Here is an 11830-nt window from a genome sequence, read left to right as displayed (position 1 = left end):
GGTCAAAGCTGATGAAGGGCAGGGCACCATGCTCACTCGACGGGTTCGCGTATTGATCGCAACCGTGGCGACTCTGGGAATCGTCGTAGCGGGCTGCAGCTCGACCGACGACGCGGCCACCACCGGTTCCCCGTCGGCCGGCGGTGGATCGTCAGCCGCCGAGTCGTCAGCCGCCGAGTCGTCGGCCGCCGAGTCGTCACCGGCCGAGTCGTCAGCCGCCGGAGCGCCCACGGCGGCGTCCGGTACGGACGCCGCGGCCAGTAGTGCCGGCTCGGGCAGCGGTTCGGCGGCGCCGGATGCCTCGGATCCGGCCGCCTACATCGCCAAGCTGATGGAGCGCCCGACGGCCCTCAACATCACCGAGCCGATCACCGGCGACATCCCCAAGGACAAGACGATCGCCTACCTGCAGTGCGGGGTTCCGGCCTGCGTGGAGAACGGTGACGCCCTGGAAAGTGCTGCCACCGCAGTGGGTTGGAAGGTCACCCGGATCGATGCCGGGCTGACGGCGGAGAGCATCAAGTCGGCCTGGGGCCAGGCTGTCGAGCAGTCGCCGGACGCCGTTGTCACCAGCGGGGTGTCCCGCGCCTTGTTCGAGCCGGAGCTGGCCAAGCTGGCCGAGAAGAAGATCCCGGTGATCAACCTGACCTCCGCCGACGATCCGACCAACGGCATCACCGTCGGCTACGGCTACGGACCGCAATGGACGACGCAGGGCAAGATCCTCGCCGACTACCTGGTGGCCAACGCCGGCGACCAGAAGATCAACGCGGTGGCCGTCACCGTTTCCGCCTACGCCAACATCGGCATGATCGCCGACGGGTTGAAGACCGAGCTGACAGCCCAGTGCGCCGACTGCGCCCTTGACACCCTCGATGTGCCGGTGTCCAGCATCGGCTCCGACCTGCCCAGCCGCATCACCAGTTACCTGGCCGCGCATCCGGACGTGAACTGGGTCTACGTCGGGTTCGCCGACATGCTGCCCGGCGTGCCGGCCGCGCTCAAGTCGGCCGGCCTGGGCGAGGTCAAGATCGTCACCATCGACCAGTCGCCGACCGTCGACAGCTACATCAAGAACGGCCAGTCGGTGGTGATGTCCGCCGGGTTCGACGTGCACGAGATGATGTGGCGCGCAGTGGATTACCTGGCCAGGACCTGGACCGGGGCCTCGACGGAACAGAACACCGCGGTCGACGGGCTGCCGGTGTGGGTCTTCACCAAGGACAACATCCCGTCCACCACCGAGTACTTCCCGTACGTCGCCGACTTCGAGGCGCAGTACAAGAAGCTGTGGGGAGTGAGCTGAGTCGCGATGACGGACCGCGACGCGCCCGAGGTGCTCATCGATCTGCGCGGAGTCAGTAAGACCTTCGGCGAGCAACGCGCCCTCGACGATGTCGGTCTGCAGATTCGGCGCGGTGAAGTGCATGCGCTGGTCGGCGAGAACGGCTCCGGCAAGTCGACTCTGATCAAGATCCTGGCCGGCTACTACACGCCGGACCCGGGCAGCGAGATCCGGGTCGGCGGGCAGGTTCTGCCGCCCGGCGCGGCCGCGGAGTCGCAGCGACTCGGTCTGCGTTTCGTACACCAGAGCCTCGGCCTGATCGGGGAGTTCAGTGCGGCCGACAACATCGGCATGGTCGCCGGCTACAGCACCGGCCCGCTCGGTCGGGTGCGCAGGAGTGAACAGCGCCGGCGGGCCGGCGACCTGCTGGCCCGGATCGGCGTCGACGTCGACCTGGACACCCCGGTCGGGCAGTTGCGGCCGGTCGAGCGCAGCGCGATCGCGATCGCCAGGGCGGTGGACGACCGGGACGGCGAGATCCGGCTGCTGGTGTTGGACGAACCGACCGCTGCGCTGCCGCCGACCGAGGTCGAGGCGCTGTTCCGGGTGGTCCGCGACGTCGCCTCCCGCGGGGTGAGCGTGCTGTACGTCTCGCACCGGTTGGAGGAGATCCTGTCGCTGGCCGATGTGGTTTCGGTGTTGCGCGACGGGCAGTGGAAGGGCACCTTCCCGACCGGGGAGCTGAGCCGCGAGAGCATCATCGAGCACATCCTCGGCGGCGCACTCGCTGCCCAGGAGCGGTTGCCGGGCAACGCTTCCCGACCACCGACCGGCCAGTCCGATGCTGTTCGGCCTGCGCTGCAGGCGCGTGGGCTGACGGCGCGGTACCTGACCGGCCTGGACCTGGAGGTCGCGCCGGGCGAGATCGTCGGCGTGGCCGGGCTGGACGGCTCCGGCCGGGAAGAACTCGCCGGAGTGCTCGGCGGGGCCGTCGCGGCCGGCGGCGAGATCACCGCGGCCGATGGCCGGACGCTGCGCAGGCTCACCGCCCGGAAGATCCGTCAACACGGAATCGCGCTGGTGTTGGCCAACTGGCACCCGGCGAGCGCGGTTCGCGAGTTCGACGTGCGGGAGAACATCACCCTGGCGTCCCTGCAGGATTTCGCGTCATCCGGGGTGGTTCGCCGTGGCCGGGAGCAGCAGGCGGCCCGTGACTGGCTGGCCGCCGTCGACGTCCGGCCGCCGGATCCCGGCAAGCGGTACAGCCTGCTGAGCGGCGGGAACCAGCAGAAGGTGATCGTCGCCCGCTGGCTGGCCACCCGACCGAGCGTGATGGTGCTGGACGACCCGACCAGTGGTGTGGATGTCGGGGCAAGGGCGCAGATCTATCGGCTGCTGCGGGACCAGGCCGACGCCGGAATGGGTGTGCTGCTGTGCTCCTCGGATCTGGAGGACCTGGTGGTCGCCTGCGATCGGGTGCTGTGCCTGGCCGGCGGCCGGCAGGTCGCCGAGATCACCGGATCGGAGATCAGCGAAAGTGCCCTGTTGACTGCCATCTCGACCATTCCTGACGAACTGCCAGGGTCAGACGGACTGACGACGTCTGACGAACCGAAGACGGACCGGAGCGGAGCAGCATGACCACGACCGATGGCGGTCATCGCCCCGCCGCCCAGCCCCCCACCGAACCGACGACCCGGAACGCAGCGGCGTCAACGTCGGCCGGAACCTCGAAGTGGCTGGCGATACTGTCCGTCCGCAACATCGCGGCGATCTACGTGTGGCTGCTGCTCATCCTGATCTTTGCGATCTGGAAGCCCGATCTGTTCCTCACCGACATCACCGCCCGTCGGATCCTCAACGAGTACGCCATCACCGGCATCGCCGCGCTGAGCGTGGTACTTCCGTTGGCCGCAGGCGTTTTCGACCTGTCGATCGGCTCGACCATCGGGCTGGCCGGCATCGTGGCCGGTTGGCTGCTGGGCAACACCGGCCTGTCGCCGGCCGTAGTGATCCTGCTGACGCTGTGCGCCGGCCTGCTGGTCGGGCTGCTGAACAGTCTCGTCGTGGTCAAGATGGGCATCGATTCGTTCATCGGCACCCTGGCCACCGGCGCCATCATCTCCGCGATCACCCTGGGGATCTCCGGCGACCGGATCCTCACCGAACGCACCAGCGGCTCGTTCGCCACCTTCGCCACCGCCGATCTGTTCGGCATCCAGCTGCCGGTCTTCTACCTACTGGCGCTGATGCTGATCATCGGATTCGTCCTGGAGCAGACGGTATTCGGGCGGCGGGTGTACGCCACCGGCTACAACCCGGACACCACCACCCTGGTCGGCGTCAGCGTCGCCCGGGTCCGCACCACGACATTGATGTTCTCCGGTGTGGTGGCCGCGCTGGCCGGGGTCGCGCTGACCGCCAGGATCGAATCGGCCGATCCCAGCAACGGGCCCAGCTACCTGATTCCTGCTTTCTCCGCGGCGTTCCTGGGTGCCACCCAGTTCCGCCGCGGCCGGTTCAACCCCTGGGGGACGGTCGTCGCCGTGCTGATGCTCGGCACCGGCAGCATCGGGCTGCTGCTGGCCGGTGCGCCACAATGGGCACCGCAGGTGTTCCAGGGAGTGGTGCTGATCGCCGCCGTCGGCCTCACGGTGGTACAGGGACGTCGTCAGGAGAAGAAGACATGACCGAGCAGTTCGACGTGGTCGCCGATGGGCTGGCCTTTCCGGAGGGGCCGCGTTGGCACGACGGTGCCCTCTGGTTCTCCGACATGCAGGGCGGCACCGTCTACCGGGTGACGCCCGGGCAGCCCAAGGAACAGGTGGTCGAGGTCCCGAACCTGCCGTCCGGGCTGGGTTTTTTGCCGGACGGGCGACTGCTGGTGGTCTCGATGCACGACCGGAAGGTGCTGCGGCTGGATCCGGACGGGTTGCACGAGCACGCGGATCTGAGCCAGGTGGCGTCCTGGCACACGAACGACATGCTGGTCGATCCGCAGGGCCGCGCCTACGTCGGGACCTTCGGTGACGCCAGTGCACCGCCGGACCCGGTGACCCCGGCGAACCTCGCACTGATCGCACCGGACGGCGCCGTCAGCGTCGCGGCGACGGACATGCATCTGGCCAACGGAATGGCGTTGACCGACGGCGGACGCACCCTGGTCGTGGCCGAGACCCGCGCACTGCCACCGCGAATCACCGCATTCGACGTCGCCGACGACGGCTCACTCTCCGGTCGCCGGGTGCTGATCGAGCTGACGAACGAGTTGCCGGACGGGATCTGCGCCGACGCCGACGACAACATCTGGTTCGCCTCACCGTTCACCGGCGAGGTGATCAAGGTCGACACCGCCGGGCAGATCGTCGCCCGGATCCGGACGCCGCAGGCGCCGTACGCCTGCGCGCTCGGCGGCGAGGACGGGCAGACCCTGTTCATCTGCGCGTCGGACACCTGGATCCCCGAGCAGGCGCGGGCCGCGCTGGCCGGCCAGGTGTTCGCGCTGCGGGTCAACGGCGGCTGACCCGGACGCCGCCCGACGACGCGAGCCGATCGGTTCGGCGTGACGGGGGACCGTGTGGTCAGCCGGGTAGCGGTGCCTCGCTTTCGGCTGCCTGTCGGCGGACCAGTTGCCGGGCCTGGCCGACAGCCTCACCCAGGTCGAGGAACGAGTACGCGGGATCGCTCAGCGAGGCGATGACGCCGGTGCGGTTGACCAGGCGTTCGTGCTGGGGCTGAACGCCCTTGATGAACACGGTGACGCCGCGCCGCTCAAGGCCGTTGATCAGCTCGGCGACCACTTTCGCGCCGGTCGCGTCCAGCATCCGCACCTGGGACATCCGGATGATCACCACCGAGACGTCCTCGATGTCCTTCACCTTGTCCAGGATGCGCTCGGCGGCGCCGAAGAACAGGGCACCGTCGAAGCGCAGCAGGGCGATCCGTTCGTCCAGCGCCTGGGCGGGGCCGGGCAGCGGTTCCCGTTGGACGTCACTGAGTTTCGACACCTTTCGCAGGGCCAGGAAGGCGGCGACAGCGATCCCGATCCCGACCGCGACGATCAGATCGAACGACACCGTGATGATCGCCGTGGCCACGAAGATCAGCGCGTCCGACCGACTGGCGCCGAGCACGCTGCGCACGGTCGCGGCCGACACCATCCTGGTCGCGGTCACCATCAGCACCCCGGAGAGGGCGGCCAGCGGGATCTGCGAGACGACCGTGGTGGCCAGGTATACGACGACCAGCAGCACCAGCCCGTGCACGATGGCTGCCAGCCGGGTACGGCCGCCGGACCGGATGTTCACCGACGTCCGGGCGATCGCGCCGGTGGCCGGCATGCCGCCGAAGAAGCTGGAGGCCACCGATGCCAGGCCCTGCCCGACCAGTTCCCGGTCGGCGTCGTAGGGGCCGGTCTCCGAGAGCGAAACGGCTACCCGCGCCGACAGGAGCGATTCGATGGCGGCCAGCGCTGCGACGGTGAATGCCGGGCCGATCAGCGCGAGCAGCGTCGACCAGCTCGCGGTGGGGAGGGACGGCGACGGCAGACTGGACGGCAGCTCGCCGATCCGCGGCAGCGGTGCGGTCACCGCGACCGCGATCAGCGTGACGACCACGATGGCGATCATCGATCCGGGCAGCCGCCGGTGGATCCGTGGAGCCAGCACCATGATGGCGGCGACCGCGGCGACGGCCACCAGTGCCCAGATCGCCGTGCGGGCATCGGCGGCCAGCACCGACTGAACGGCGGCCACGAAGGCATTGTCGCTGTGGGAGGCCGGGTGTGAGCTGACGGCGGACGGAACCTGTTGCAGGAAAATGATGACGGCGATGCCGAGGGTGAAGCCTTCGATCACGGGCCAGGGCAGGTAGCTGACGGTGCGGCCGAGCTTCAGCACGCCCGCCAGCACCACCAGCACCCCGGCCATCAGGCTGACGATCGCCACCGCTCCGACGCCGTGCGCTGCCACGATCGGCACCAGCACTACCACCATCGCGCCGGTCGGGCCGGACACCTGAACGTTCGAGCCGCCGAAGACCGCGGCCACGATCCCGGCGACGATGGCGGTGACCAGGCCGGCCTCGGCGCCGACCCCGGAGCTCACCCCGAACGCCAGGGCCAACGGCAGCGCCACGATGCCGACCGTCAGCCCGGCCATCAGATCTCCGCGCCAGGTGCGGCGCAGGTCGCGATAGTCGGCGGCGCCGGGCAGCAGCCGCCGCAGATTGGTCAGGACCTTCACCGAGCAGTCCGGTCGCGGCGGTGGCTGTTACCGACCGCCGGTAGCGATTCCGATGATGTCAGCCGGTCCTGGTTGGTCTGCAGGATCTCGCGGAGCAGCACCCTGGCGACCGCCAGTAGGTCCGCGACCTGCGGGTAGGCAAGCCGGTAGAACACCTGGCTGCCCCGTCGTTCGCCGACCACCAGATTGTTCCGTCGCAGCACCGACAGGTGTTGCGACAGATGAGATGCCTCCAACCCGGTCTGCTGCAACAGATCTGATACCGGAACTCCGCCCACCTCGCCGCCCATGGCGTCGCCGTCCGTGGGGTCACCGTCATAGGAGCGGGCGACCTGCTCGGAGAGGATCTCCAAGACCCGGATGCGCAACGGGTGGGCCAGGCCCCTGAACAGGTCGGCCTTGACCTCGTACAGCGGCTGATGAATCTGCGCGCTTGCCGGCACGGCTGCTCCTCATCTTGATGAATTGATAACTTCATCATATCGCATCGCGAGCCCGTGGGTTCGGACAGCTCGCCGACCAGGGGTCGGCGCCCCAACGCCCGGGTTGACGAGTCGTCGGGCGTCAGCGACGCCCACATCGCGACGCCGTCGGCAGGCGGCAACGATCGGGCGGACCGACCTTCAGCGGTCCCGTCGGTCGGTCGGCAGCGTAGGTGTTCTACAGCGTCGGCGGCGCAAACCGGGCGGACAGGAAGCTGACCAACTCGACCGGGTCGGGAGCGTCGTCGAGCAGCTCGATCAGCCGGTCCCGCTCGCCGACGGACACCGGCTCGAGCCCGCCGAAGATCTGCTCGGTCTCGCCGGCCGGGACCACCCGGGCGCAGTACAGCTGACCGGTCTTCAACGTCCGGCTGGCGGTCCGCTCGCGAACCTCGTGCAGATCGCCGGTCCGCACATCGCGCAGCGTCATGCCCTCGCCGGGCCGGACCGAAACCGCTTCGTGCACCGAGCGTTCGACGCGCAGCCACTGCTGCGCCAGCACTCGCTCGTCGTCGGGCAGCAACGCGCCTCGGGTGGCGAGGAACTCGGAGAACGCACCGCCCTCGAACAGCACCGCGTCGCCGGCCAGACCGTCGTTCAGCGCCCGGACCACGGCGTCCGGCGAGTCCCAGTACCGCGCCCGTGTCTCGGCTGTCTCCATCAGCAGATCGCCGAACGCGCTGTCGAGCAGATGGGCGCCGGCCTTGTGATACAGCCAGGCTGCCCGGTCGGCCAGCGGCGCCTGCTCGCGATGCAGGTGGCACACCTTGTACTTGCGCCCCGACCCGCACCAACACGGCTGGTTGCGGCCCAGGCCCGGGCGCGGAACCGGTCGGTACTGCTCGAGCAACCGCACCAGCTCGTCATCCGGTGGTGCCCCGGCCCGGCGCAGCAACGCCAACCCACCTCTCGGCATCACCGCGATCACTGGCGTAGCGGGCCAGCGACAGCAGGGTCAACGGCCAGGTCGGGTCGAGCGATTCGGCCTCGTGGTAGGTCCGTTCGGCGTCGGCGATATTGCCGAGCTGCTCGTACGCATTGGCCCGCAGCCATCGCAATGCCGGGCGGGCAGCGCGCGGTGCCGCAGGCTCCACCGATTCGGCGAACAGACCCAACACGGCGCCGGTGAGCTGGCCGGAGTCGTTGATCTCGTCCAGAACAGCAGCCACCACAACGGGTTCCGCGAGAAACTCGAGGGTCGCACGCATGGTCGCCCGGTCAGCATCCGACTCGTCGTCGGTCTCCGGTGCCCGGTCGGCCGGGTCAGGTGGCTGCGCGAGCAGCTCGGCGAGGTCGAGCGCCTCGCCGCTTTCCTGCGCCGCCGTCACCGCGTCGACGAGTTCGGCTGTCCGCTCGCACAGCCGCAGTGTTGCGAGCACGGCCAGCGCTTCGTCGTCGTCCAGGTCGTAGTGCTCGCCGATCGCCTCGATCCGATGGCGGACCCGCCAGCTGTCGAAATCAAATCCTTCGCGGGCAACCCAACCGCCGTCCACGGCCAGGCCGCCTGCCACGAGGAGTTCGCCCAGCGGCGCCGCCGGCTCGCTGAACAGGGTGCCGGCGCCGGCACACGCAGTCCAGATGGCGAGGTCGAGCAATTCGACTCCGTCCGAAACCTGGTCCAGCAGAGCAGGTATCGACAGCCCGACCTCGGAGGGTGCGATCGCGTCGACGGCGACGAGGTCGAACCCGTCGGCCGTCACCCGCAGCCCTACCAGGTCTCCGATCCGGACGCCGAGGCCGGCGAAGCGGCCGGGCTCGAACAGCAACGCACCCTCGCCGCCGACCGCGTCCTCGGGAACGCCGCACGCGGCCAGTGCCTCGGCGTCCAGCTGCCCCGACACATTCGCCAGCGGCGAGCCGTCGGAGAGGTGCTGATAGTTCGGGCTCTCGGTGAGGATCGTCAGCGGCGACAGATCAGGGTCGAGCACCAGCAGGTCGTACTCGCGTTCAACCGCGGTCAGCCGGTGAGTGAGGATCCGGCCGTCGAGCAGCCCGGGGAGCCAGGCCCACCGCTTGTCGAGCAGCGGCAGGATGAGTTCCGGGTCGAGATCGAGAATGTCGTTGAGGGTGTCGGTCGGGTGCGGCCCGAGGTCGATGCCGTCGGCAGCGAGCACGGTCGCCAGCTCGCCCTCGGACATCGAGCCATGGGCGGCCAGCGCGCCTCGGATGGCGACGGCACGGGGCGATTGCGAGACATCGGACACCTCCGCGACGCTACTCGGCCGGCGATGGTAGCGACCTCGCACCGCCGATCGAGTGGCCTCGGTGCCGTCGCCGATTGGTTCCCGTCCGGTTGTTCGAGGTAGCATGGCGGCCTGCTCGGTCACGTGGTCGAGGCGGTCGGTCAATCCGTTCACGCGGGGCGTCGGTCCGGGGCTGGAAACCTCCGGAATCGCACCCGCGCCACGGAAGGTTGATCAATGCCGTTGTCCGGCACCGCTCTTACGACCAACTCGGTCCCCACCTCGGCCCCACGGCCGGCCGCTGCCCAACAGCCTGTCTCGGCCCAGCAACCGGCGCCTTCTGGTCGCCGCTGGTGGGTCCTGCTCGTGCTGGCCGCAACCCAACTGATCGTCGTACTTGACGGGACCATCGTCAATATCGCGTTACCGGCGGCCCAGGGCGCCCTCGGTCTCAGTGACACCCAGCGGCAGTGGGTGGTGACGGCCTACGCTCTCGCCTTCGGTGCCCTGCTGCTGCTCGGTGGCCGGGTCGCCGACTATTGGGGCCGCAAGCGCAGTTTCATCGTCGGCATGGTCGGCTTCGGCGTCGCGTCGGCGATCGGCGGCGTGGCCCAGTCCGGCGCCGAGCTGATCGTCGCCCGCGGTCTCCAGGGTGTGTTCGCCGCGCTGATGGCGCCGGCCGCGCTGGCGCTGTTGACCGTCACCTTCCCGCACGGCCGCGAGCGCAACACCGCCTTCGCGGTGTTCGGCACCGTCTCGGGAGCGGGCGCCGCGGTGGGATTGGTCCTGGGCGGGCTGCTCACCGAGTATGCCGACTGGCGTTGGTGCTTGTTGGTCAACGTGCCCTTCGTGATCGTGGGCATCGCGGCCGCGATGTGGCTGCTCAGCGAGAGCCGGGCCGAGGGCAGCAACCGCTACGACTGGTGGGGCGTCGGCACCGTCGTCCTGGGTCTGGGATCACTCGTGTACGGCTTCACCCTTGCCGAGCACGGCTGGGGATCGCTTGACACCATTGGCTTCCTGATCGCCGGTGTCGTCCTGCTGACGGCGTTCGTGCAGATCCAGCGCCGGGTGGCGAACCCGCTGCTCCCGCTGCGGGTGATCGCGCACCGGGTGCGCGGCGGGGCCTTCCTGCTGCAGGCCATCACCGGCAGCATCGTCATCGGCGCGACCCTGTACCTGACCTTCCACCTGCAGATCGGGCTGGGCTTCGGTGCCTTCGAGGCCGGGCTGGCGTCGCTGCCGATGAGCCTGTCGATCATGGCGGCCGCGCCGTTCGTCACCCGGTTGATCCCGCGGGTGGGACCGCGACCGTTGCTGATCGCCGGACCGCTGATCGGTGCCGCCGCGATGCTCTACCTCAGCCGGATCACAGTGGGCGGCAACTACTTCGGTCAGGTGCTGCCGGCGCTGATCGTGCTGGGGCTCGGGTTGGCGCTGGTATTCGTCCCGTTGCAGAACCTGGCGCTCACCGGGGTCGATGCGCGCGATGCGGGTGCCGCCTCCGCAACGGTGAACGCGATGATGCAGATCGGTGGCTCGATCGGATTGTCGGTGTTCACCACCCTGTATGCCAGCACGGTCGGGGCCGCGAAGGTCGCCGATCCCGCGTCCGAGCTGGCCGCGTTCACCTCGGGATATTCCGTCGTGTTCATCGCCGCGGCCGTCGCGCTGGTGCTGGCCGCGGTCATTGCCGCGCTATTCGTCCGGGGCCGCAAGGAGGATTTGCTCCCCTCGTCGCCGGAAGCCGCGCCCGGGCTGGTCAGCTGACCGAGGGACGTGAGCTGCTGGGAACGCGTCGGCCGGGCAGGGCGCCGCCCCGCCCGGCCGTGGCGTTGGTCAGGAGGTCAGGTTTTCCGGGGGGTCGGGGATGGTGTAGCCGGAGGGGCCGACGTTCTTTTCCAGGGAGGCTTTCCAGGAGCCGTCGGAGACCATTTTCTTCAGGGCGGTGTTGATGGCGTCTTCTCCGGTGGTGTCGCCCTTTTTCAGGCCGATGCCGTAGTTCTCGTCGGAGAAGCCCTTGCCGACGAGGCGGAACACGCCGGGGTCCTGGGCGGCGTAGCCGGCCAGGATGACGTCGTCGGTGGTGAGGGCGTCGACGACGCCGGCTTTGACCTGGGCGGCGCATTCGGAGTAGGTGCCGAATTCTTGCAGGGCGACTTCGGTGGCGAACTGGTCCTTGACCTTCTGCGCCGAGGTGGAGCCGGTGACGGAGCAGAGGATTTTGCCGTTCAGCGTTTCGGGGCCGGTGATGTCGGTGTTGTCGGCTTTGACCAGTAGGTCTTGGTGGGCCAGGAAGTAGGGGCCGGCGAAGTTGACTTTTTCTTTGCGGGTGTCGGTGATGGAGTAGGTGCCGACGATGTAGTCGACTTCGCCCTTGGCGATCTTGTCTTCGCGTTCGGCGGATTTGGTTTCGACGAAGTTGATCTTGGCTTCGTCGACGCCGAGTTCTTTGGCGACGTAGCGGGCGACGTCGATGTCGAAGCCGGAGAAGGATCCGTCGGGGTTCTTCTGGCCCAGGCCGGGTTGGTCGAATTTGACGCCGATGGTCAGTTTCCCGGCCTTGGCGTTGGTCAGCAGCTGTGAGGCGGCGGCGTCGCCGCCGCCGGCGGCTGAGGTGTCCGCGGCGGAGGAGTC

General features: G+C 68.9%; 10 protein-coding genes. 5 read left to right on the top strand and 5 right to left on the bottom strand.

Annotated elements, in window-relative coordinates; translation table 11 throughout:
- Nucleotides 1-64 precede the first annotated feature (64 nt).
- From K340_RS0120185 to K340_RS0120170, 4 genes are read left to right on the top strand one after another with little or no spacing between them, the layout of a single operon-like run.
- Nucleotides 65-1306, top strand: a complete 1242-nt coding sequence (locus K340_RS0120185; RefSeq protein ID WP_029138037.1) for a sugar ABC transporter substrate-binding protein — start codon at nucleotides 65-67, stop codon at nucleotides 1304-1306.
- A 6-nt stretch (nucleotides 1307-1312) separates the two neighbouring features.
- Complete coding sequence (locus tag K340_RS31835) at nucleotides 1313-2926, top strand: sugar ABC transporter ATP-binding protein (RefSeq protein WP_051267017.1); 1614 nt, start codon at nucleotides 1313-1315, stop codon at nucleotides 2924-2926.
- The gene (locus tag K340_RS31830) at nucleotides 2923-3975 is read left to right on the top strand and encodes an ABC transporter permease (protein ID WP_051267015.1); all 1053 of its coding nucleotides are present in this window, start codon (nucleotides 2923-2925) and stop codon (nucleotides 3973-3975) included. Before K340_RS31835 ends, K340_RS31830 begins: the two co-directional genes overlap by 4 nt.
- On the top strand, nucleotides 3972-4808 hold the full coding sequence (locus K340_RS0120170; protein WP_029138036.1) for an SMP-30/gluconolactonase/LRE family protein: 837 nt from the start codon (nucleotides 3972-3974) through the stop codon (nucleotides 4806-4808). The genes K340_RS31830 and K340_RS0120170 overlap by 4 nt, the downstream gene beginning before the upstream one ends.
- Before the next feature lie 58 nt (nucleotides 4809-4866).
- On the opposite strand, the gene K340_RS31825 is transcribed toward K340_RS0120170, so the two are convergent.
- The 4 genes from K340_RS31825 to K340_RS36760 all read right to left on the bottom strand — a co-directional run bounded on the left by K340_RS31825 (nucleotide 4867) and on the right by K340_RS36760 (nucleotide 9214).
- A complete protein-coding gene (locus K340_RS31825) occupies nucleotides 4867-6528 on the bottom strand; it encodes a SulP family inorganic anion transporter (RefSeq protein ID WP_037365931.1) in 1662 nt (553 codons plus the stop codon).
- Nucleotides 6525-6971, bottom strand: coding sequence for an ArsR/SmtB family transcription factor (locus tag K340_RS0120160; RefSeq protein WP_029138035.1), 447 nt, complete (start codon nucleotides 6969-6971; stop codon nucleotides 6525-6527). The genes K340_RS31825 and K340_RS0120160 overlap by 4 nt, the downstream gene beginning before the upstream one ends.
- Before the next feature lie 217 nt (nucleotides 6972-7188).
- Nucleotides 7189-7926 carry an SEC-C domain-containing protein gene (locus K340_RS34595; protein ID WP_211229561.1) on the bottom strand — a complete coding sequence of 246 codons (738 nt, stop codon included), beginning with the start codon at nucleotides 7924-7926 and terminating at the stop codon, nucleotides 7189-7191.
- On the bottom strand, nucleotides 7874-9214 hold the full coding sequence (locus K340_RS36760) for a tetratricopeptide repeat protein (protein ID WP_211229560.1): 1341 nt from the start codon (nucleotides 9212-9214) through the stop codon (nucleotides 7874-7876). Before K340_RS36760 ends, K340_RS34595 begins: the two co-directional genes overlap by 53 nt.
- 345 nt (nucleotides 9215-9559) lie before the next feature.
- Here K340_RS36760 and K340_RS0120150 point away from each other — a divergent pair, with 345 nt between their 5' ends.
- Nucleotides 9560-10963 (top strand): MFS transporter, encoded by a 1404-nt coding sequence (locus K340_RS0120150; RefSeq protein ID WP_211229559.1) that lies wholly within the window; start codon nucleotides 9560-9562, stop codon nucleotides 10961-10963.
- A gap of 69 nt (nucleotides 10964-11032) precedes the next feature.
- On the opposite strand, the gene K340_RS0120145 is transcribed toward K340_RS0120150, so the two are convergent.
- A partial coding sequence (locus K340_RS0120145) for a glutamate ABC transporter substrate-binding protein (RefSeq protein WP_029138033.1) occupies nucleotides 11033-11830 on the bottom strand: 798 nt, incomplete at its 5' end.

This window comes from Nakamurella lactea DSM 19367 (assembly GCF_000426645.1).
GTDB classification, from domain to species: domain Bacteria; phylum Actinomycetota; class Actinomycetes; order Mycobacteriales; family Nakamurellaceae; genus Nakamurella; species Nakamurella lactea.
This window is presented reverse-complemented; position numbering and strand designations above follow the sequence as displayed.

What these genes read in the sequence shown, in the direction of transcription:
- K340_RS31835 (WP_051267017.1), top strand. Translation starts at nt 1,313, where the DNA reads ATGACGGACCGCGACGCGCCCGAGGTGCTCATCGATCTGCGCGGAGTC.
- K340_RS31830 (WP_051267015.1), top strand. Translation starts at nt 2,923, where the DNA reads ATGACCACGACCGATGGCGGTCATCGCCCCGCCGCCCAGCCCCCCACC.
- K340_RS0120170 (WP_029138036.1), top strand. Translation starts at nt 3,972, where the DNA reads ATGACCGAGCAGTTCGACGTGGTCGCCGATGGGCTGGCCTTTCCGGAG.
- K340_RS34595 (WP_211229561.1), bottom strand. Translation starts at nt 7,926, where the DNA reads ATGCCGAGAGGTGGGTTGGCGTTGCTGCGCCGGGCCGGGGCACCACCG.